Source organism: Bacillus sp. LL01, assembly GCF_001037965.1.
Genome location: NZ_LFEL01000001.1, coordinates 344,806 through 366,572, shown reverse-complemented (window position 1 = coordinate 366,572; position 21,767 = coordinate 344,806). Strand labels below are relative to the sequence as shown.

The window sequence follows — 21,767 nt, the reverse complement described above, 5'->3', positions numbered from 1 at the left end:
AGGGGTGGGTGAGATGAAGCAGAATGAACTAAAGGAATGGTTCAATAAAAACAGGGGGAATGCAGTCAAGCTTCTGCAGAAACTCATACAGGAAAGAAGTGTACAGGGACTTGAAAGCTCAGCCCAGGCAGTTGTAATCGAGGCGTGCAGAGAACTTGGCCTGGAAATCGACATTTGGGAGCCTGATGCAAAGAAAATGAGCTCCCATAGTAATTTTGTCTCTGCACGTGAACATTTTCATGATTCCCCAAATGTAGTGGCTGTGTGGAAAGGTACAGGAGGGGGGCGTTCCATTATTCTGAATGGTCACATCGATGTGGTACCTGAAGGAGATTTGCTGCAATGGGAATGTGATCCATTTGAAGGAAAAGTGATGGATGGCAAGGTCTTCGGCAGGGGAAGCACCGACATGAAAGGTGGAAACGTTTCATTGCTGTTTGCGATCAATGCCCTGAAATCAACAGGAGTAAAACTTAAAGGGGATGTCATCTTTCAGAGTGTTATTGAGGAAGAGAGCGGTGGTGCAGGTACATTGGCAGCTATCCTCAGAGGATACACGGCAGATGCTGTGCTGATACCGGAACCTACGAATATGAAAATATTTCCAAAGCAGCAAGGTTCCATGTGGTTCAAGGTAAAAGTTAAAGGCAGGTCTGCCCATGGCGGGACTAGATACGAAGGGGTTAGTGCCATCGAAAAAAGCATCTTAGTGATTGACAAAATAAAAGAGTTGGAAACACTCCGTAACAGCAGAGTAAGCGATCCGTTATATAAGGGTATCCCCATACCTCTCCCTATAAATCTAGGAAAAATTGAAGGGGGAAGTTGGCCTTCTTCTGTACCTGACTTAGTAATATTGGAAGGGAGAATTGGGGTTGGACCAGAAGAGAAGCTCCAGGACGTAAAAAGTGAGCTTGCTTCATGTTTGAGCGGATTGAGTGAAGCTGATCCATGGTTTGTAAAACATCCGGTTGAATTGGAATGGTTCGGAGCTCAATGGGTACCGGGTGCGGTTGAAGTGGAGCATCCTTTCGTGAAGATGTTAGAGAGTGCTTATACCGACGTTGTCAATAAGCCTGCGACCATGGAAGCTTCCCCTTGGGGTACGGATGGCGGATTGTTTACACAGCTCTCAGGTATTCCGACTGTCGTGTTTGGGCCAGGCACAACAGAAGTTGCCCACTATCCAAATGAGTTTATAACAATTGATCAAATGATGCAGGCTGCAGAAATCTTAGCGATTTTATTAATGGGCTGGTGCGGAACGGAAGATTTATAATTTTGCGATGGAATCTCTTTTTAAAAGGGGTTCTTTTTTTGTTTCTAAAGTATTTCAAATTAATAGGAGACATAATTCACATATCCTGGGATGAATAGAAAATACTATCCAATATATGAAGTCCGGAGGCAAAATGGATGGTTACATTTTTTACGGTATTTTTATCCCTCAGCATGATATTTTTCATCACAATTCTGGATTGTCATTATTATGACATGAACATAATGGATTGTTTTTTACGTCTTTTCATCTTCGATCCGGGTTTAAGAGAATGGATGGTATATCTTACATTTTTGTTCGGGATTGCAATGGCATTTCTCCAAGATCTACGGTTCAAAAATAAAAAAAGTGGGGGTGGAAGTGCTAATGGAAAATAAAGAGACAATTTCATTATGGCAATTTTTCATCTTGCTGCTTATTTTTGAAATGGGAAGTGCAACTGTTGTGGGGATAGGAGGGGAAGCAAAGCAGAATGTGTGGGTGGCAATCCTGATTGCCGGCCTAATTGGTGTAATATATATTCTCTTATTGCATATTATGCTGGGCAAAAAAGAAGGGAAGAACCTTTTCGGTCTTATTGAATTTTGCCTCGGAAAATGGTTGGGAGGAGCAGTTTGTTACCTCTATATATTATATTTCATCTATATATCATCTAGGGTGCTACGGGATTTCGGTGAGCTGATCGTGTCTACTATTTTTGTTTATACGCCTATAGAAATAATCAATATCACTATCATGCTGACCATCATCTATATGCTTTATTCCGGTATTGAGGTGATGGCGAGAACGTCTGAAATTTTTTTCCCTTATGTTTTTTCTTTTACATTTCTCGTTGGTTTTTTCATTCTTCTATCCGGGGAGATACATTTAGAGAATTTAAAGCCGTTTCTTGAAGATGGTTTTCGTCCCATATTAAACGCAGTTTTTCCGGGTTTATTGACATTCCCATTCGGAGAGCTGATTGCTTTTGCTACTGTTCTCCCACTTGTTACGAAATTTAAAAAAGCCAAGAAGTTTGCGGTAGCAAGTATCATAACCAGTACGCTCGTCTTGGTCTATTCTGCAGTCATTCAAGTGATGACACTTGGTCATGAGATGAAAGGAAGAGCAAATTTCCCGCTTCTTTCCGCTGCAAGGGAGATTTCCTTGTTGGATTTTATAGAGCGGGTGGACATTGCAGTCGTTTTTGTTGTGATGTTCGGGATTATCGTGAAGATAGGTGTGTTTTTCTTCGGGGCTGTAAAAGGGCTGGAGCATCTTTCCAAAAGAGAATACCGGTCGTTTTTGTTCCCGATTGGATCGATTATCTGTTTGTCGTCCATTATCATTACAGATAATTTTGCAGAGCATATTGAAGAAGGGCTAAAGATTGTACCCTACTTTGTGCATTTACCTTTTCAGTTTGCCCTGCCATTCTTACTCTTTGTGATTGTGTTTATACGTACTAGAGGGAAAAAAGGAAAGAAAGGGAGTGATATGGAATGGGGAGGATAAAGGATTTCTTTATGGGACCTCAGCAGGACAAAGGTTCAACTGAAAAAGAGTTGTTTACAGGAACTGAAACAGAAGCATCGGAACCCATTATGAAATCTCTGCGTGAAAATGACGAAATTATTCAAAATGCTTTTTCCCTTTCCATTGATTTTCACTACTCTACTCTGGTTGTAGGTAAGCGAGAGGCGATCGCCTACTATTTTGATACACTGATAACAAAGGATAGGCTGACAGAGGAAATCTTTGAGCCACTTGTCTCTGCAGATGGTTCCGATACTCTATTGGAATCCGGTAATCTTGAAGAGTTCAGAAAAAAGTTCTTTGCTTCTGTCCCGTATAAATTCGCTGAGAATTACCACCAGATATTCTGGAAGCTGCTCAATGGATATGCCGTAATTATCATAGATGGAATAGAACAGGCACTTTGCATCAATTTGGGAAGTATTGAAAAGCGGCCCGTTTCCGAACCTAGTACCCAAACAATTATTAGAGGGCCGAAAGACAGTTTTACAGAAACGATGAATACGAATATCAGTTTAATAAGAAGAAGAATTCGTAACCCTAATCTTTGTTTTGAGCAATATCGTGTAGGGCAGGATACGAAAACGGCAGTAGTGGTCGGTTATATTAAAAATATCACCAATGAAGCCCTCGTAAAAGAAGTGAAAAGCAGAATTGAAAAGGTGAATGTGGTCGGTCTTTTTGACAGTGGGAATATAGAAGAGTTCCTGACCGATAAAACCCTGACTCCTTTTCCTCTTACCTTTAACACAGAAAGACCTGATAATATAGCTGCCAATCTAATAGAGGGAAAAGTTGCTGTACTCGTCGATGGAAGTCCATTTGCTTTGAGCGTTCCCACTGTTTTTACAGATTTCTTCATTTCTACGGAAGATTATTATCAACCCTTTTTCATGGCATCCTTTATCCGGCTCATACGATACGTATCATTTATGCTTTCCCTATTGCTTCCATCATTGTATGTAGCCATTTCAACGTATCACCATGAATTGATTCCCACATCCCTGTTGATCAGTGTGCAAGCTCAAAGGGAAGGGGTGCCTTTTCCTGCGGTAATCGAAATCCTTCTTATGGAGCTGACATTTGAGGTGTTAAGGGAAGCAGGTGTACGTATGCCTAGGGCTGTGGGGCAAACCGTGTCGATAGTCGGTGCACTTGTAATCGGACAGGCTGCTGTTGACGCAGGTCTGGTATCAAGCGTATTGATTATCATTGTTGCCTTGACTGCAATAGCCAGCTTCGTATCGCCAATATATAATTTCTCGATTGCCACTAGGATACTACGGTTCGTCTACATTTTGATGGCGGCACTAATAGGTTTGTATGGAGTGCTGCTTCTTGTTGTCATCATGGTGATACATCTAACAACTTTGCGATCGTTTGGTGTACCGTATTTAGCCCCTGTTGCTCCCATGATGTTAGAGGATCAAAAAGATGTGTTTATCCGAATGCCCGTCTGGGATAATATTACTCGACCTTCCTATTTGAAACCAAAACACGGCAAGAAAACCGAGAATAAAAGCGACAATAGTGGACCATCACAAGATAAGGGGAATTTTTCATGAAAAAATGGCTGTGTGTTTGTTCTGTTCTGATTTTTATGACTGGCTGTTGGGATAAAGTGGAGTTAAATGAAATCTCCATTGTAACGGGTATTGCGATTGAAAAAGGGGAGAAGCACAAATTCCTTGTAACTGTCGAAACCATAAATGCTCCACAGCTTTCTGCCGAACAGCCTGGTAGCGGAACTCCAGTGATTACTTTTCAAGAAGAAGGGAACTCTCTTGCTGAATTATCCGAAAGAATGAATATCGGCTTATCGAGAAAGCTGATTTATTCTCATACCAGGATTATTGTTATCGATGAAAGCTTGGCGAAAGAAGGGGTGGGCGATGTATTAGACTTCCTAGAAAGGACGGGGGAATTCAGGAACGACTTCAACATCCTAATTTCCAGAGGGACAAAGGCTTCGGATATCATAAAAACAACCTACCCGCTCGAGTTGGTACCATCGATTAAAGTCCACAAGCAAATTGAAATCTATCTGGAAGAATGGGGTGGGGATCCATATGTCCGATTGACAGATTTCATATCCTCCCTTACCTCAAAGGGCAGACACCCCGTTACAAGTGCAGTTTCAATCGAAGGGAACCCGGAAGCAGGTAAGAACATAGAACAGAACTCCAAGACGGAATTGGATTCCACTGTCATCATTTCAGGCCTTTCCATTTTCAAAAAAGACAAGTTGATTGGTTTCTTATCACCGGAAGAAGCCCGGGACTATCTTTGGACACAAGGTTTGAACAGGACAAGCCTTACGGTACCGTGCTACATGGAAAATAATGAAGAAGAAAACAATTTCCTGGACGTGCGCATCATCAATTCGCATTCGGATGTCCACACGATAGAAAAAGAAGGGAAATTAAAGATTGAAGTGACTATAAGTGGTGAGGCTAAAATACAGGGTACGCAATGTCACCAAAACCTGGAAAAAATAGAAACATATAATAAACACGAAGAGGCTTTAAATAAATTTGTAGAAGGTAAGATCCTTGCTACCATCCAAAAAATGCAGGAAGAATATGAAGCTGATATCTTTGGATTTGGGGAGGTGTATAATCGTTCATCTCCAAAAAAATTCAAGATAATAGAAGATGATTGGGACTCATACTTTTCAGAAGCAGAGGTGGAAGTTTCTTCAGATTACCATATTAAGCGGTCCGGAATACGCAACAAAAGCTTTTTGACAGATGAATCTGTCACAAACTAATAGAAAAGTAGGTCGAAAAAGAAGAATTAATATAAATAAATGGGGGATTTTTCTAAGCTTTAGCGAAACTAAATAGGAGGGGGGATATGATGAATACAAAAACTGGAGAAGTCCAACTTGTAAAAAATGATTCATACTACTTGTCAGCATATCAGGACCATTACAATAAAAGATTAAAAATAGAAGACTTCAGAGGCGATTTAGAACAAATAATCATAAATATAACACGCTTAAGTGAACAGCGACATGTGGAAAAGGTAATTGTCAAAACAAGGACCGAATATATAAAAGCCCTCATGGAAAAAGGTTTTTTATTAGAGGCATCTGTGCCGGGATACTTTTTAGGTGGAGATGGGTATTTCTTGTGTAAATATAAACATGTAGATCGATACAACAGTGAAACATGGTGTGAAGAGGACAGCATCCTTGATGATGTGTGGAAAAAAGAAAAGCAAGAGCAAGTAGATCTGGACCCAGGTTTGATATTGCGAAAGGCAGAAGTCAAGGACGCACCTTTGCTTTCCGCCTTTTACAAAAGTGTCTTTCCCATATATCCCGTTCCAATTGAAGAACCTGAATATATTATTAGACAGATGAATGATGAAAATATTTTTATGCTGATTGAAGAAGACGGGGAAATTATAGCAGCAGCTTCAGCGGAAGTGAACAGCGAATATAAAAATGCGGAAATTTCGGATTGTGCCACCTTGTCAGCAAAGCGCAAGGGAGGCTACATGAACCATATTATCCGGGAACTGGAATACGAACTTGTTAAAAGGCAAATATATTGCAGTTACTCCATTGCACGAGCACTTTCGTTCGGGATGAATGCAGTACTGCATAATCTAAACTATACCTATAAAGGAAGATTAAAAAACAATTGTTATATTTTCGATAAAATAGAGGATATGAATGTGTGGAGCAAGGATCTGTCGATACAAACTGCCGAAAAATCGGCACGAGTTGCCGAGATTTAGGCGGTGGGTATGATGCAAACACATAATCTTTCCAAAGAAATGCTCACGGCAATTCTGGATGGGATAGATGAAGCTATTCATGCAGTGGATAAGGATGGAATTACCATCTACTATAATAAAGTGGCAGCGAATTATGACGGTATGGCAGTGGAAGAGGTGCTTGGAAAACACCTATTGCAGGTTTTTCCTTCGTTGACGGAGAAGACCAGTACTCTTTTAAAAGTACTTAAAACCAAAAAACCAATTTATCATGCAAACCAGCGCTATGAAAATCAAAAAGGCCAAATACTTGAAACGGTGAATACAACTATCCCTATTCTAAATAGGACCAAATTACTGGGTGCCGTTGAAATTGCAAAAAATTATGGCCAATTGAATACCCTATCTAATAAACTACTTGACTTACAAGCTCAATTCCATAAAACCGGCGACAGAAAAAAACTGTCACCCTTCCAAGTTTCCTACAAATTAACAGATTTCATTACAAAGGATCCCACATGCTTACACATGCTTCAAGAAGCAAAGCTATTTGCATCCTCCATGTTGCCAATTGTGATTTGGGGGGAGACGGGTACAGGCAAAGAAATTGTTGCGCAAGGAGTCCATCATCATTCTCCTCGAAGTCGCGGACCATTCATTGCCCAAAATTGTGGAGCTATTCCCTCCACTTTGCTGGAAAGTATTCTGTTTGGGACAGAAAAAGGAAGCTATACCGGCGCAACTGATCGAAAAGGGTTGTTCGAAATGGCCTCCGGAGGAACCTTGTTTCTGGATGAAATGAATTCCATGCCATTGGAACTTCAAACGAAATTGCTAAGGGTGCTGGAAGAAGGATCAGTAAGGCGTGTTGGAGGTACAAGCTCGGTTAAAGTAGATGCCAGAATCATTACCGCGATGAATGAATCCCCTGAAACTTGTATGGAAAATGGAACCTTCAGGGCGGACTTATATTATCGATTAAGCACCTGCCCAATATATATACCCCCATTAAGGGAGAGAACTCAGGATATCAAAGAATTGCTCCTGCAGAAGCTTCAATCCCGCATCAGTCATCCAATGGATGCCCAAGTGATGGCAATGTTTCAATCCTATCAGTGGCCGGGGAATGTACGGGAACTTATCAATACCATTGAGTATCTGTTGCTAAGAGCAAAACAAGAACCAATTTCTCTACGACACCTTCCAGCAAAATTACAACAGGAAAAAACGTGTATGCCCACTGGGAAAACTCTTGGTTCTTTAAGGGATATATTACAGGAAACGGAAGTAGCCATCATAAAGGACGCACTTTTACAAACAGAAGGAAACGTATTAAGAGCGGCAAAGATACTGGATATTCCGAGACAAACCCTCCAATATAAATTAGCTAAAATGGAGGAAAAAGCTAGAATGGATACACTTACAAATACATGAAATTAAGAGGAAGTGCCGAATATTCAGCACTTCCTTTAATAACAAGTTCGCCCTTTTTTACATATATAAGTAGTAATTGGGCATCTGCATAGTTGGCACGGTTATTGCATGATGTAGGAAAGGGAGGAGATAGAGATGAAAATGGATTTATATAAGCCCGAACGGCACTGGAAAGAATTTGAATTGTGGAAAGATGTAACCGATGAACAATGGAATGATTGGATATGGCAGCTTACCAATACAATTCGAACCCTTGAGGATCTAAAGAAAGTAATAAATTTAACACCGGAGGAAGAGGAGGGTGTAAAAATTTCCACCAAAACCATTCCATTGAATATAACTCCATATTATGCATCCTTAATGAACCCGGACGATCCCCGTTGTCCAATCAGGATGCAGTCTGTCCCGATTTCCAAAGAGATTTACAAAACGAAATATGACTTGGAAGATCCTCTTCACGAGGATGAAGATTCTCCGGTACCAGGGCTGACACACCGATACCCTGATAGAGTTTTGTTTTTAGTCACCAATCAATGCTCGATGTACTGCAGATACTGTACTAGAAGAAGGTTCTCCGGTCAGATTGGAATGGGCGTACCGAAAAAGCAGCTCGATGCAGCTATTGCCTATATCGCAGACAATGACCAAATTCGCGACTGTTTAATTTCCGGAGGGGACGGTCTTCTTATCAACGACCAAATCCTTGAATATATACTGAAAAATTTGCGTGCAATCCCTCACCTTGAAATCATCCGGATCGGAACACGTGCACCTGTTGTGTTTCCTCAACGTATAACCGAAAACCTATGCAATATTTTAAAAAAATATCACCCTGTCTGGTTAAACACACACTTTAATACATCCATAGAAATTACAAAAGAATCCAAGCTAGCATGTGAAATGCTTGTGAATGCCGGTGTGCCAGTCGGAAATCAGGCAGTAATTCTGGCAGGGATCAATGACAGTGTACCAATTATGAAAAAATTGATGCATGACCTTGTGAAGATACGTGTAAGGCCTTACTACATCTATCAATGTGACCTTTCAGAAGGAATCGGTCATTTCAGGGCTCCAATCTCCAAGGGTCTTGAGATTATCGAAGGTTTACGCGGGCATACGAGCGGATACGCAGTCCCGACGTTTGTGGTGGATGCACCAGGAGGCGGTGGGAAAATCGCTGTACAACCGAACTATATCATTTCACAAAGTGCCAATAAAGTAGTATTACGCAATTTCGAAGGCGTTATCACGACCTATCCTGAACCGGAAAATTATATACCTGGTAGAGCAGAAGCCTATTTTGGTGAAATATACCCGAACATGGAAGAGAAACGTTCCAATATTGGAATTGCTGCTCTTATGAATGATTCCCAATTCAATCTTGTACCGGAAGGGTTGAATCGTTTGAACCGCCGCAAGGATTATGAAACCAATCCTGAACATTCGTCTTTAAAAGATAAACGTGATAAACGCGATGTATTAAAAGAGAAAAAATTCCAGGCCCAGCAGAAGAAATATACGGTCGAGGAAGAAGGGGAAAAAAGTGAAAGCAGTTAGGAGTGGTGCTTGATGATATGCAATTGGTGTGAAAGTTCGAAAGCAACATCTTCATCAGGGACAGTTTATTGGGAACTGCCTGATGGAACAAAAGCGGTCGCCATAACAGAAACACCTTCCATTGTATGTGTAGACTGCGGTATGGAATATCAAGAGGACTCCATCGTCAAGGAAATAGAAGATCAGTTGTTTCTCATAAACACCCGTGAACTGGAAGCGGAGCTAAGCTATGCCCAGCTAATGGGGAAACCAAGACTGCTGAAAAGAAACTATTTCGATTTCAGCAGCTAGTGGTTGTCCCACCTTCTCTTTATGTTGTAGAATGAGAGAAAAAATGGGTGTGGATTATTCATGAGAAAGTCGTTTTACCATTATATTATGAAATTCCGTCATGCTTTGAAAAAAGATGACGTCAGTATATTTGCCAACCATGCATATGATGACCATGCATTTCCAAAGAACTCTGATGACTATCATGAAATCAGCAGCTATTTGGAGATGAACGGACAGTATCTCGAGACTATGTCTACCTTCGATAAGGCGTGGGAATTATATGAGGAAGATGTTTAAATATCCGTAAGAATTGCACCCTTGAATTTGGGGTGCTTTTTCTGTATACATAGACTCCAGCCTAAAACGCATCGGTACAACCACTTTTTAACCTTACGCTTTGGCGATTTTAATGATTGCTGCATATAATACATTACTATCAAAGCCACAGTGATAAATGGGGAGAAATTACTATGGGAAAGAACAAGAAACCAAATAAACCGAAATATAAAATTGGCGATATTGTTGTCATCACCATCTATGGAACTGTCGGTAAGGTGACGGACATGAAGCAAATTGATGGTGCGTACGTATATGAGGTGAATTCGAGCGATGGGCTCTATCAGGAGGAAACCTTGGCATTCGTTTCCGAATATGAGGGGAAAGTGCTTATAACGGAACGGCTGGATATTAAGTATATGTATTTCATCGGTGATATCGTCCATGTTGCCGGATATGGGAAGGAATTATTTAAAATTGTCGGATTCCGCACGGAAATATGGAGATATAAAGAGGATTCCTGGGAAGACATCATATACGAACTGACAAGGTTGTCAGACGGAGAATGGTTGGAAGCAGGAGAGGAAGAGCTAACGATGGTTGTTCACCATGAGCATGCCGAAATCCTTATCCACAAACTTGGATTGTCCTATATGTTCAACAAAGAAAATACAAGCTTGGAGTTGTATAATCCGATGACGGGATCAAACAAACATTATAAAAAAGAGGAATTTAACAAAGAGTATCAACGAATAATTGATGGACTTCTGGATGTCTACAATGACTATAAATTATTGCATGATATTTTCGGTGATGAGGAATACAAAGAAGTTATGAATCTCGTCATGAAAAATCTAAAAAAATATATGGATGGGAAAAAACATAGCCAACTAGAAAAATAACATGGAGAATTGAAAGAGCAAATAGATAAAAAAAGGACCTCCGATAATTGCTGTAGCAAGGATCAGTTTATCCGATATTTTATCTAAAAGCGGTAATAACACTTCCTCTTCTCCTAATCTCTCTAAGCTTACTAAGTAATTTTTCATAGTGAATTCCCCCTTAAGTGAATGCTTGTCCTTTGTCCCAATTTATGCGATGGAGAAGTTTAATATGTCTTTTTCTGAATTTTTTTAAAACAAAGATAGCATTTGTCCAACCTGATGGATTAATATAGATAGTAAGACATATATCTATAAAGACGTACATAAACCTTTAAAAAGGGGTGATATTGTGAAAGAAATCGAGGTAGTCATTGATACAGAGGAAATAGCCGAATTCTTTTACAATGAGCTGGTGAGGCGGGGGTATGTTCCAGCTGAAAGCGAGATTGAAGAGTTGGCGGATATCATGTTCGATTATTTATTGGAAAAATGCATTATCGATGAAGAGATTGAATAGAAAACCATAAAGAAAAAAATTATACAAGCAGTGCTGTTTCTTAGGCGAGTTTGTCGTCTTTGGGGCAGCATTTTTAATTGGGGAAGTTTTATATAGTGGCTCTGTTCAAGTTGACTGTTGATAATGAGTTGGTTTCTAGCTGTTGATTGGAGCAAAAGACGTAGACTCCTGCGGGGGAGTAACGACAATCTTGAGACCCCACAGGGCAAAGCCCGAGGATGCTCAAGGTCGCCCCGCGGAAAGCGAGCCTATTGCGGAAATCAACAGCGGCGTTTAACAGAGCCTATATAAAAAATGTTCAACGCACTCTTCATCGACCATAGCTTCCCACGACGAGATCATTCTCGTCGTTGTTCCGATTCAAAAAAATTCCATGAAGTTCAGACATTCCTGTAAGTTTTATCAAATTATATAAATGTGTTTTCTCCATATCTTCAGGTTCTATGCTAGATGGTAGATGAAAGAACCTGCTCGTCTCCTGAATGTCTTTAAACCATGCAACAGGAGAAACCGGGCGGTGATGATAATCCGGCCAAGAAGCTTCAATGGTGGGACTATATATTTTATGGGGAGTAGATTTAGATGCAAAAACGGCAGGTAGGTAAACTTCCCTTGAACCTGTATGAGCATTCTCCATGCAAAAACGCAAACATCCCTGCAAGACCTTCTGGTTTTTAAATAATAGAACGTATAGGTTCTTCCCAATGTCAATGCGTGCGGCAAGATCGGAAAATTGTTGTACTCGAAGCCCTGTCAAAAAAGTGTTTAAATCCTTCTGGTACGGAAATAAAACAAGTGTAAAACCCAACTTTTCCTGTAATTGGTAGGTTAAACTGGAAAGAACTTTTTGCTGAAAGAATGGATTTTGAAGAAGGTTATACTCGATGAAATTCTGTTCATTAACGATCAATGAAACGGTAAGAAATTCTTTTTTGCTGTTGTTCTTCAAAAAAAGTGTCCATATTGGTTCCATAAAAGGAGATACCTGAAATTCGGATAGTAGATAAAATAGCGGTCTTCCGTACTTTTTGCTTTCTTCATATAGGAGCAGTTGAGGGTAAATATCTTGGAAAATGAGGTGATTGGCTTTCTCAAGAAACCGAAACAATATGGAGATTTTCTCATAGGAAAGCAAGGCGGATATATGGCTGGCTTTCAGGTCTGTCATGTTCCAGCCCCCGTTTCTTGAAACCATGTGAGCCAATAAGCTCCAATGGACCTCAGGATACTTCAGGTAATAATCCAAGTAGGCGTTTGTTCTTGTTATATTGTTCCGGTTGAGGTTTGCTGTTTTGTTGCGGATTTTCATGATTAAATCTTGTTCCATCACAGTTGTTGAGGGCGAAGCCACGGGTTTTGTCCATTCTTTTGTCAGCTGCTCTTTATCTGCGGAAGTCCATACCTGTACCATCAGCTTATCTTTTTGCTTGGATGATGCTTCAGAAAACCACTTGAACAACATAAAATCACCTCGGGTTATCTTATGAGGGAGGAAAGGATTTCATGTTACGAAAGGGAGTCATTAGGTCTACTTACAATAAAAAAGGATTTTCGACAAAACTTTTTATATTTTGATGAAGGATTCGACAGAGTCAATTGCTAATAATGTATATATAGAAATGGTTGAGGGGTGAAAAGGATGTTGGCTCTTAAAAGAATAATGAAAATTGGTACTGGGGAATTTGACGTTACCATTATGCAAACACCTAATTACGGGGAATCCAAAGGGTACACTCCCATTTTCCGATTAACCATGGAGGGAACCAATCATCAGGAAGTTGTAGATAAAATTTATAAAAAATTCAATGTTACAGACTCCATTCCACGTGATTACGAGGGGAGATTCATTGCGACAGGTGATGTCATCATGATTGATGAGGGTACTTTAGGAATTACCTACTACCGTTTGGAGTTCGGTGGGTGGAAAAAAATAAATCGGGTCGCAGTTAGGTAGCGAAAGGGAAAAGGGCAAAGCCAATGCTTTGCCCTTTTCAGTTATTTAGATATGGTTTCCGGGACCGTTTTTACGGCCGTTCGGGGAATGTTCTTTTTTATGGGCGGTGTGTTCCGCTTCAATTGCTTCAGGACTGATATGGTTGTTCTTCTTTTGGCCATTGATTCGATTACGGTGTTTCTTTCCCATAATTCCATCTCCTTTTATGCCCTACACATAAGGTAGATTGATTTTTTGTATATACTAAAATGTGTAACTTATGTTCAGCTTTTTAGTTTATCTCGTCTTGAAGTATGTGGCTCTGCTGTTTTCTTTTTAGTTGTGTTCGTTGCATTTGCATGTTCCACGGCTTGTTGAAGCTTCTTTTTCAATGTGTTCACCATCCTGAATGAAGATTTTCTTGCTTTATTATGTTTTGCTGGAATTGTAAAAGAATGCGCTTTTTTGAAGAGAGATTCTTTTGTAACATGGGTAATATATGGTATAGTAGTCATTGTTGAAAAGATACAATGGCAAGAGCTATTAGGAGGTCACATAATGAGTGTACATATTGGAGCAAAACAAGGTGATATAGCGGAAACAATCCTTTTACCGGGAGATCCGTTACGTGCCAAATATATTGCGGAAACGTTCCTTGAGGACGCTGTCTGCTACAACGAAGTAAGAGGAATGTTAGGGTTTACAGGTACATACAAAGGTGAGCGTATTTCGGTTCAAGGTACTGGAATGGGTGTACCTTCCATCTCCATCTATATTAACGAGCTTATGAATGAATATAACGTACAGAATTTGATACGAGTAGGAACTTGCGGAGCTATTCAAAAGGATGTAAAGGTTCGTGATGTGATCCTTGCAATGAGTGCATCAACTGATTCCCAAATGAACCGCTTGACATTCGGCGGGGTGGATTATGCACCGACTGCAAACTTCGACCTTCTGAAAAAAGCCTATGATGTGGGAGTGGAAAAAGGCCTTAATCTGAAAGTTGGAAATGTCTTCACTGCAGATATGTTCTATAATGACAATGGCGAGCTTGAAAAATGGGCAAAATATGGAATCCTTGCAATTGAAATGGAATCTGCAGCTCTTTATACATTAGCAGCTAAATACGGACGTAATGCACTATCTGTTCTAACTGTTAGTGATCACATTCTTACTGGAGAAGAAACGACTTCAGAAGAGCGTCAGTCCACATTCAGCGACATGATGGAAGTAGCATTGGAAGTTGTTACTAAAAAGTAATACATCAAAAACCCTTGTGGGATATCCCTCAAGGGTTTTTATTATGGTGTAAGGCAAGTTTAGCGATTTTCGATAACGTGTAATAATCTATAACAGGATTGTACCAAAAGAGAGGATGATTTAAAATGATGCATACCATTAATTTGCAAACATACAAGAGGGATGAGTGGCAGGATATCACGACCAAGGTGGAAAGTTTGGTATTAAAATCAGGTGTGAAAGAGGGACATGTAATCGTGTATTGTCCCCATACAACTGCCGGAATCACCATTAACGAAAATGCGGATCCAGATGTTGTAAAGGACGTCGTGATGCGTCTTGATGAAGTTTACCCTTGGGAACATCCGAAATACCGCCATATGGAAGGCAATACAGCAGCTCATCTAAAAGCAATGACACTTGGGAGCTCACAGCAAATAATCATTTACAATGGTCAGCTTGTTCTTGGTACATGGCAGGGAATTTTTTTCTGTGAATTTGACGGTCCTCGCCATAGAAAGCTGTATATAAAAGTGTTCAAAGATGCCGATTGATAGCCTAATGTAGGATGGTGACTTTTTTCTTATCTTCTATTTTCGCAGTAAAATCTTTTTACGGAGTTACAGATTAATGGTACACTGTTTAAGTATGTTTCACCTTGAGTGGAGCTTTCGTCTTTAAAAATGAACCAACACATAACGATTATATTAGAATAGTAAAAAGGTGATATTGTATGAAAAAGAAACATTTCTCTTTCCTGGTGATTTTGTTGCTGTTAACAGGCTGTTCCAAGCAAGTGGATGATATTAACTGGAAGTTCTGGGAGTACTTTATGGAAGAAGAAACCGTGGAAGAGGCTCCTAAGGAAGAAGAACCTGTTGAGAAAGAGGAACAACCGGAAGAAGATCCGCAGACCGAGGCACCACCAGAAACCGATGAAAACCAATATGTATTGGATGAGCCGTTCTTTACTGTTCTGACTGAAGAAAAGGTGATTGAAAACACGGATAACATCCTTGTACTGGTGAACAAGAATCAGTCCTTGCCAGCTGATTATGTTCCAAAAGACTTGACCATTCCGGATGTCCCTTTTTCATTTGAAGGTGACTTCGATAAGAAATATTTACGTGAAGAGGCAGCTCGTGCATTGGAAGAGCTTTTTGCAACTGCTGAAAAAGAAAATGTGGAACTTTTTGCGGTTTCTGGCTATCGTTCTTATGAAACGCAGTACGGCATCTATAATTCCTATTTGAAAAAGTGGGGAGAAGAGAAGACTAATGCGGTATCCGCCATTCCAGGTCACAGTGAGCATCAGACCGGGTTGGCCATGGACATTTCCAGTCGTTCTGCGGCTCTCGATTTGACCGAAGAGTTTGGAGAAACCGCTGAAGGAAAATGGGTAAAGGAGCATGCAAGTGCGCATGGTTTCATTATCCGCTACCCAGAAGAGGGAGAGGTCATTACAGGTTATCAATATGAACCATGGCATCTTCGCTATGTCGGCAAAGAAGTGGCGGCATACATGGATGAACATGACCTCACACTGGAAGAATTTTTCGATCGTGCCATTAAACAATAACCAACCATAAAGACCTCATCCTTACTTTGGGATGAGGTCTTTATAATATTCCGCTTGATAAAACGTAGGAGCACAGTAAACCGAGTGCGGACAGCAAACCGACAATTGGCCCACCTTCTTCAAATGCTTCCGGCATCATGGTGGATGCCACCATGGCAATGATTCCACCAGCTGCAAGCCCACTCACAAGATACATGTAAAGCTCATTTAACTCTTTGAAGACAATAAAGCCGAAGAACGAGCTTAATGTAGTCAAAATGAATACAATTGTCCATAGAAACATTATTTTTTTTCTAGAATATCCGTCCTTTCTAAGGCCTACTGAGCTTGAGAGTGCTTCCGGGATATTGCTGATAAATATGGCTAAAACGATGACCCAGCTCACTTTGTTCGCTTTTATTAAACTTACCCCAATGATGACCGATTCGGGAATGGAGTCCATGATGGACCCGATAAAAATAGCCATACCGGAATGCCCTTCGCTTTTCTCTTTTGATAGCTTTCTTTCTTTTCCTCCTTTTTTGCTTATAATCAATTCCAAGGAAGTGAACATCGCAGACCCGATCAAAAAGCCGAAAATTGCATAGCTATATCCTGCCCGTTCCTCTATTTTCCCTAGTAATTCAAAGGAAGCGGCTCCAATGAGTACCCCCGTTCCAAAGGCCATAATAAAGCCAGTAATTTTTCTCGGGATCGGTACAAACAATCCCACTAAAGCTCCAAGAAGTAATGCACCACCAGCTACCGCTCCCCAAAACAATGCTTCTACCACACATCTCACCCTTTTTATCCGATAAGTTTTATATTATTTAATGTGCTCGAAAAAAAATTCAACATACTTTAATTGCATATTTGACAAAATAACAAAGGTACTTTCAAATTGAAAAAAGAAGGAGGAAATGAAGGTGAAAAGATTTTTTCCTTTAGGCATACTTGTAGCAGTCATAGTCTTCTCATTATATAGTCCAGTTGGAACTGAAACTGCTTCTGCAATTGGCGACAAGGATAATAAAGCACAATATCACGCACAAACATCCTTGGATTCCCGATATATCACTGACATGCCTTTACCCAAAATTATTAGCAAGGCGATTCGTAAAGGAAAATGGGTGAATATTACGTACCCAGTGCCTCCAACAGATATTTTTATCAGCCTGGATGGGGAGAAAAGATATGCAGTTGATCATCAATTAAACATATATGATTTGAAAGATAGTAAAGCAATATTAGTACTTCCGGAAAAAGCTGTCCATCAATTGGCCAAGGACATGAAAAAGCTCTACGGAAAGCATTATGGGGATCTAATCACCTGGAATGAAGCAAACAGCGCTTTACCTCGCTATAGTAGTTTTACCGTATTGGACCTTGATAGCGGTAAAACATTTAAAGTTCAAAGAAGAGCAGGTTCTTATCATGCTGATGTTCAACCCCTGACAAATGAAGATACAAGAATAATGAAAGAGATATACAGAGGGACGTGGAGCTGGGATAGAAGGGCGATACTGATTCTGTCCGAGGATCATAAATATGCTGCCTCTATGCATGGGATGCCACATGGGAAAGGTGCCCTTCAAAATGGATTTCCGGGACATTTCTGCATTCACTTTCAGGACAGCATCACGCACAAATCAAGAAAAATGGATCATGCGCATTCTATCATGATTAAAAAAGCGGCAGGAGAATGGCTGGATCACACAGAAAAACTATCCCCATCTGAAATTGTAGATGCGACCGTCTTGTCCATTCATCAACATGACTGGTTTATTCTCGCTTCTGTTCTTGACGATAAAAACAGAGATTTCCTCAATAAAAAAGTGAAGACACTGGGGGATATTGATCTTGTTAAACGGCTTTCCGACTTACCTGCCAATCAAGATTATGATACGAAGCTTTACTATCCGATAAACGTGAAGCTTTATATTCACAGAGATTCCACTGGGACGGAATCCAGGTATGTCACTTTTAAATTGTATAGAGGTTCCATTGAGGAGCCCTGGACCTTGGATCTGAAAAACCTGATTGAACAATTATAAAAATAGAGGGAATTGACCCTCTATTTTTTCGATTTTGTTTTGATGTCCTTTTGTTTGACGATATGAAATTCATGCCCTATACTAGAATAATCTCGAATTCAAGATATTAATGATTATTGATCAAGGAGGGAATATTATTATGAAACATATTTTCAAAAAAGGTTCTGACCGAGTATTACTCCTATTACACGGAACAGGGGGGACGGAGAAGGACTTGCTTCCTTTAGCAGAAATGATTGATCCGGATGCATCGGTATTGAGCGTAAGAGGAAACGTCTCAGAAAATGGTATGCCCCGCTTTTTCAGACGACTCTCGGAGGGTGTGTTTGATGAAGAGGACTTGATTTTCCGTACAAAAGAATTACATGATTTCCTTGATGAAGCAGCGGAAAAATACGAATTCAAACGTGCCAACGTGATAGCAATCGGATATTCAAATGGCGCCAATATTGCCGGGAGCCTTCTTTTCCATTATGAGAAATCGTTAAAAGCGGCAGTATTGTATCATCCGATGGTTCCAAGAAGAGGCGTAAATCTACCTGACTTAAGTAAAACACCTGTCTTTATCGGTGCAGGAAAAAATGATCCCATCTGTCCGGCATCAGAAACCGAAGAATTGAGCCTGCTTTTGGAAGCGGCAGGATCCAAGGTGGAAATACACTGGGAATATCAAGGGCATCAGTTAACACACTCGGAGGTACAAGCTTCGAAAAAGTGGTACGATACAATTTGATTGAATGAGAAGAGCGGATTCTCAGGGTTCGCTCCTTTTGCTCTTCCAAGTCAGAAGATTATTAATTGTGCCTGATTAAAAATGAGCAAACCATTTTCTTTCATAGCCTACATATATTAAACTTAAGGAAGAAATAAAATCTGTACATAACCTTTGGAGGAAAAAAATGAAGCTTATTGACCAAAACCATGTGCAAGTCGAATTAAATAAGCTTATTGATTTAAAAGTCTTCGTGCACCTGGAAACAACAAACGGGGCCTACGCCGGACATCATAATACCGGCCTTGCTGTGGGAGCATTCATCCGTAATGTCCCATTGAAATTCGAGCGTGCAAAAATAGTGGGGAATGGTCCATGCCGAATAGGATTGAAACTGGAGCATGGATGGGTTTACGCTGAAGGAGTGACCCACTATGAAGTGGACGATAAAAACCGTCTGTTGCTTGCCGGTCTGAATCCTGAAGGGAAACTGGCGGTAGCATTACAAGTCAGCCAGGAACCATTTTAAGTGAGGGGAGAGATGAAAATGAAAGCGGAAAAACACGTATTAGTCGTATTCCCTCATCCGGATGATGAAGCATTCAGTTCATCAGGTACCATCAAGCTCTTTACACAAAGCGGAGTCCCGGTTACCTATTTGTGTGGAACTCTTGGACAGATGGGGAGAAACCTAGGGAATCCGCTATTTGCTAACCGTGAAACATTACCAGAGGTCCGCAGAAAAGAATTATTGGATGCATGCAAGGTGATGGGGATTGAGGATTTGCGTATGCTTGGGTTACATGATAAAACGCTTGAATTTGAAGATGAGGAATATCTTGCGGACATCGTGGAGGAAGCGCTTATGGAATTAAAACCCAGCTTAATTCTTACTTTCTACCCTGGACATGGCGTGCATCCAGATCATGATGCGATGAGTAACGCAGTCGCAATCGCGGTAGGAAGACTTCCTGAACAAGAGAGGCCAACAGTCTACGGTAAGGCAATATTGAAAAATAGTGTAGAGCTGATAGGCGAACCTGATGTCACCATTGATATCCGAACAGTTGCAGAAGAAAAACTGAAAGCCATCAAGGCACACAAGTCCCAAACAAGTGGTTGGGTAGAGCTGATGGAAAAACAATTGAAGGATAACGCTCCTGAAATTGAGGATTGGTTGTATAGAGAAACGTTTTGGACCTATAAAGTTTAAAGGTGTGTAATTGAATCGGGGGACTGAATCTCCCGATTTTTTTGTGTCATAGTTATTGGCTGTTTTCGTAAACTTTGTTGCTTTTTCGTATTTATCAACCAACCGTTATATTCCATACTGTCGTGTTCTTTTCTCGGGTACCCAGAGTAAACTACATGCCTATTTTTGAGTAGATAAGGCGTAAAAAGTCCAATAGCCGACTTTTTAGTAGTGAATAGCAACAATCTTTGTGAAAAGAGACTAGTTATTTTATGGTGGGGTTTAGTAGATTATGGGGGGGAAAGACACGTGAAAACAAAGAGAAAAATTATGTGGCTGGACTTATGGCAAATTGAAGAACAGGAAGCATGGCTCTCCGATTTAGCTTCTAAAGGGTGGAAGCTAAAGAAGATGAATAAGCTTACCGCAACCTTCACCAAAAGCTCACCACAAACTGTTGATTTTCGAGCAGATATTATTAAAGAATCCGTGTTCGAAGATCAAGAGCGGCTGGATTTATATGAACAAGCCGGGTGGGAGTACGTCAACTCGAGAAGTCACCTGCATTTTTTCAGAAGTATCCCTGAAAGAACTATTCAAGAAATACATACAGATCAAATAAAACAGACAGAAACTGTAAGTGTTTTGAAAAGAGATTTAAAAGCGAGGGCATCTATCTTATTTTTTCTCTCCCTGATCATCATCACCTTATCCTTTTTTATGTTAACGGCAAATCCAGTTCACAACTATCTTCAAGACGATTTTTTGCCACCCTTAATTATGATACTTACTTTTCTATTAATAAATTTATTGATGTGGAGAGGGATTATACATTTAAAAAAATTGGTATGGAAACTCGAGGAAAATCGGCCCCTAAATCATCAAGCGGATTATCGAAGGAAGTATTGGATTAATAAAACGGTAGGATTAGCTGTAATAGCGGTCTTCTCACTGTTTTTTATTTATGAATGGGTGGAAGCTGCTAATACATCAATGGCGAGTGGTTACCCTCCAATTCCGAAAGAGCAATTGCCGGTGGTTCAACTAGCAGACTTCCTGGAAAACGAGGCATATGAGCCATTTCAATATAACGATAATATGAATCTCGAAAACTATTATTCTTTTAATTCGAGCATTCTTGTTCCGGAGCAATATGAATTAAATCAACTAGTAGAGGTAGAAGGAGAGTTATGGGAGGATGGAAGTGGTCCCTATCGTCCGTCTCTGACATCACGTAAATACGTTGTGCAGAATGAATGGTTAGCTCAAAATCTAATGCAGCACCTATTGGAGGAGCAAAAAGAGTTTTTCAGAGGTGCCCTTACACATCAAAATGATTCAGAATACGATGAGTTGTACATTTTGGAGGAATCCTTTATAGCAAGGAAAGATAATATGATATACCATGTAATATATTTCGGAAAAGAGTCAATGGAAGTAATTATAAAAACATCCCACTCCAAATTGAAAGACTAACTGCAGAGCCCCTGAGCCTCTGCTTTTTTTATTAACAGAAGAAAGAATCTTCTGAATTATTAGTTGACATTTGCACTTAGCGAGGTTATTTTAATGGTGTTGAGTAATATTACATATTGTTAGATGACGAAAAAAATTC

Annotated in this window: 25 protein-coding genes; 20 read left to right on the top strand and 5 right to left on the bottom strand. The window is 40.2% G+C overall.

All coding sequences use genetic code 11. The features are described from left to right. The first annotated feature begins 13 nt into the window (after nt 1–13). The 10 genes from AB685_RS01810 to AB685_RS01760 all read left to right on the top strand — a co-directional run bounded on the left by AB685_RS01810 (nt 14) and on the right by AB685_RS01760 (nt 10,962). Nucleotides 14–1,279 (top strand): peptidase, encoded by a 1,266-nt coding sequence (locus AB685_RS01810; protein WP_047968839.1) that lies wholly within the window; start codon nt 14–16, stop codon nt 1,277–1,279. 366 nt (nt 1,280–1,645) lie between these two features. Next, the gene (locus AB685_RS01800; RefSeq protein ID WP_047968837.1) at nt 1,646–2,773 is read left to right on the top strand and encodes an endospore germination permease; all 1,128 of its coding nucleotides are present in this window, start codon (nt 1,646–1,648) and stop codon (nt 2,771–2,773) included. Next, nucleotides 2,761–4,359, top strand: coding sequence for a spore germination protein (locus tag AB685_RS01795; protein WP_047968836.1), 1,599 nt, complete (start codon nt 2,761–2,763; stop codon nt 4,357–4,359). Before AB685_RS01800 ends, AB685_RS01795 begins: the two co-directional genes overlap by 13 nt. After that, nucleotides 4,356–5,564: a Ger(x)C family spore germination protein gene (locus AB685_RS01790; RefSeq protein ID WP_047968835.1), complete on the top strand. Its 1,209-nt coding sequence runs from the start codon at nt 4,356–4,358 to the stop codon at nt 5,562–5,564. Before AB685_RS01795 ends, AB685_RS01790 begins: the two co-directional genes overlap by 4 nt. Before the next feature lie 86 nt (nt 5,565–5,650). Beyond that, complete coding sequence (gene ablB, locus AB685_RS01785) at nt 5,651–6,541, top strand: putative beta-lysine N-acetyltransferase (RefSeq protein ID WP_053073694.1); 891 nt, start codon at nt 5,651–5,653, stop codon at nt 6,539–6,541. A 12-nt stretch (nt 6,542–6,553) separates the two neighbouring features. Then, complete coding sequence (locus tag AB685_RS01780) at nt 6,554–7,954, top strand: sigma-54-dependent Fis family transcriptional regulator (RefSeq protein ID WP_047968834.1); 1,401 nt, start codon at nt 6,554–6,556, stop codon at nt 7,952–7,954. 135 nt (nt 7,955–8,089) lie between these two features. Then, on the top strand, nt 8,090–9,511 hold the full coding sequence (gene ablA, locus AB685_RS01775; RefSeq protein ID WP_047968833.1) for a lysine 2,3-aminomutase: 1,422 nt from the start codon (nt 8,090–8,092) through the stop codon (nt 9,509–9,511). A 12-nt stretch (nt 9,512–9,523) separates the two neighbouring features. After that, nucleotides 9,524–9,802, top strand: coding sequence for a YokU family protein (locus AB685_RS01770; RefSeq protein WP_047968832.1), 279 nt, complete (start codon nt 9,524–9,526; stop codon nt 9,800–9,802). Nucleotides 9,803–9,862: 60 nt separating this feature from the next. After that, on the top strand, nt 9,863–10,081 hold the full coding sequence (locus AB685_RS01765; RefSeq protein WP_047968831.1) for a YozE family protein: 219 nt from the start codon (nt 9,863–9,865) through the stop codon (nt 10,079–10,081). Nucleotides 10,082–10,254: 173 nt separating this feature from the next. Next, nucleotides 10,255–10,962, top strand: coding sequence for a hypothetical protein (locus AB685_RS01760; RefSeq protein ID WP_047968830.1), 708 nt, complete (start codon nt 10,255–10,257; stop codon nt 10,960–10,962). Here AB685_RS01760 and AB685_RS31165 read toward each other — a convergent pair. After that, complete coding sequence (locus AB685_RS31165; RefSeq protein ID WP_157860687.1) at nt 10,951–11,109, bottom strand: hypothetical protein; 159 nt, start codon at nt 11,107–11,109, stop codon at nt 10,951–10,953. The two genes, AB685_RS01760 and AB685_RS31165, sit on opposite strands and share 12 nt — an antisense overlap. Nucleotides 11,110–11,293: 184 nt before the next feature. Between AB685_RS31165 and AB685_RS30045 the strand changes: the two genes are divergently transcribed. Then, nucleotides 11,294–11,461 (top strand): YozD family protein, encoded by a 168-nt coding sequence (locus AB685_RS30045; RefSeq protein ID WP_010193926.1) that lies wholly within the window; start codon nt 11,294–11,296, stop codon nt 11,459–11,461. A gap of 310 nt (nt 11,462–11,771) precedes the next feature. On the opposite strand, the gene AB685_RS01755 is transcribed toward AB685_RS30045, so the two are convergent. Beyond that, on the bottom strand, nt 11,772–12,923 hold the full coding sequence (locus AB685_RS01755) for a DUF2515 family protein (protein WP_082153458.1): 1,152 nt from the start codon (nt 12,921–12,923) through the stop codon (nt 11,772–11,774). Nucleotides 12,924–13,121: 198 nt separating this feature from the next. Here AB685_RS01755 and AB685_RS01750 point away from each other — a divergent pair, with 198 nt between their 5' ends. Further along, nucleotides 13,122–13,415, top strand: a complete 294-nt coding sequence (locus tag AB685_RS01750) for a YodL domain-containing protein (protein ID WP_241773225.1) — start codon at nt 13,122–13,124, stop codon at nt 13,413–13,415. Between the two features lie 45 nt (nt 13,416–13,460). Here the strand turns inward: AB685_RS01750 and AB685_RS31620 are convergent, their stop codons facing one another. Continuing rightward, a complete protein-coding gene (locus tag AB685_RS31620; RefSeq protein ID WP_198530438.1) occupies nt 13,461–13,604 on the bottom strand; it encodes a hypothetical protein in 144 nt (47 codons plus the stop codon). A 74-nt stretch (nt 13,605–13,678) separates the two neighbouring features. Then, nucleotides 13,679–13,909 (bottom strand): hypothetical protein, encoded by a 231-nt coding sequence (locus AB685_RS30790; protein WP_128755782.1) that lies wholly within the window; start codon nt 13,907–13,909, stop codon nt 13,679–13,681. A 43-nt stretch (nt 13,910–13,952) separates the two neighbouring features. On the opposite strand from AB685_RS30790, the gene deoD reads away from it, so the two are divergent. The 3 genes from deoD (at nt 13,953) to AB685_RS01735 (ending at nt 16,215) form a co-directional block, all read left to right on the top strand. Further along, the gene (gene deoD / locus AB685_RS01745) at nt 13,953–14,657 is read left to right on the top strand and encodes a purine-nucleoside phosphorylase (protein WP_047968828.1); all 705 of its coding nucleotides are present in this window, start codon (nt 13,953–13,955) and stop codon (nt 14,655–14,657) included. Between the two features lie 125 nt (nt 14,658–14,782). Beyond that, a complete protein-coding gene (locus AB685_RS01740) occupies nt 14,783–15,190 on the top strand; it encodes a secondary thiamine-phosphate synthase enzyme YjbQ (RefSeq protein ID WP_047968827.1) in 408 nt (135 codons plus the stop codon). Between the two features lie 179 nt (nt 15,191–15,369). Then, nucleotides 15,370–16,215 (top strand): M15 family metallopeptidase, encoded by an 846-nt coding sequence (locus tag AB685_RS01735; RefSeq protein WP_047968826.1) that lies wholly within the window; start codon nt 15,370–15,372, stop codon nt 16,213–16,215. Nucleotides 16,216–16,255: 40 nt separating this feature from the next. Here the strand turns inward: AB685_RS01735 and AB685_RS01730 are convergent, their stop codons facing one another. Beyond that, complete coding sequence (locus AB685_RS01730; RefSeq protein WP_047968825.1) at nt 16,256–16,987, bottom strand: ZIP family metal transporter; 732 nt, start codon at nt 16,985–16,987, stop codon at nt 16,256–16,258. Nucleotides 16,988–17,120: 133 nt separating this feature from the next. Here AB685_RS01730 and AB685_RS01725 point away from each other — a divergent pair, with 133 nt between their 5' ends. The 5 genes from AB685_RS01725 (at nt 17,121) to AB685_RS01705 (ending at nt 21,628) form a co-directional block, all read left to right on the top strand. After that, complete coding sequence (locus AB685_RS01725; protein WP_053073692.1) at nt 17,121–18,248, top strand: hypothetical protein; 1,128 nt, start codon at nt 17,121–17,123, stop codon at nt 18,246–18,248. A gap of 139 nt (nt 18,249–18,387) precedes the next feature. Next, a complete protein-coding gene (locus AB685_RS01720; protein ID WP_047968824.1) occupies nt 18,388–18,981 on the top strand; it encodes an alpha/beta hydrolase in 594 nt (197 codons plus the stop codon). Between the two features lie 166 nt (nt 18,982–19,147). Beyond that, entirely contained in the window at nt 19,148–19,489 is a 342-nt protein-coding gene (locus AB685_RS01715; protein WP_047968823.1) for a YojF family protein, read from the top strand. A gap of 18 nt (nt 19,490–19,507) precedes the next feature. Next, nucleotides 19,508–20,173: a bacillithiol biosynthesis deacetylase BshB2 gene (gene bshB2, locus AB685_RS01710; protein WP_047968822.1), complete on the top strand. Its 666-nt coding sequence runs from the start codon at nt 19,508–19,510 to the stop codon at nt 20,171–20,173. Nucleotides 20,174–20,461: 288 nt separating this feature from the next. Then, a complete protein-coding gene (locus AB685_RS01705; protein WP_047968821.1) occupies nt 20,462–21,628 on the top strand; it encodes a DUF2812 domain-containing protein in 1,167 nt (388 codons plus the stop codon). Nucleotides 21,629–21,767: the final 139 nt, after the last annotated feature.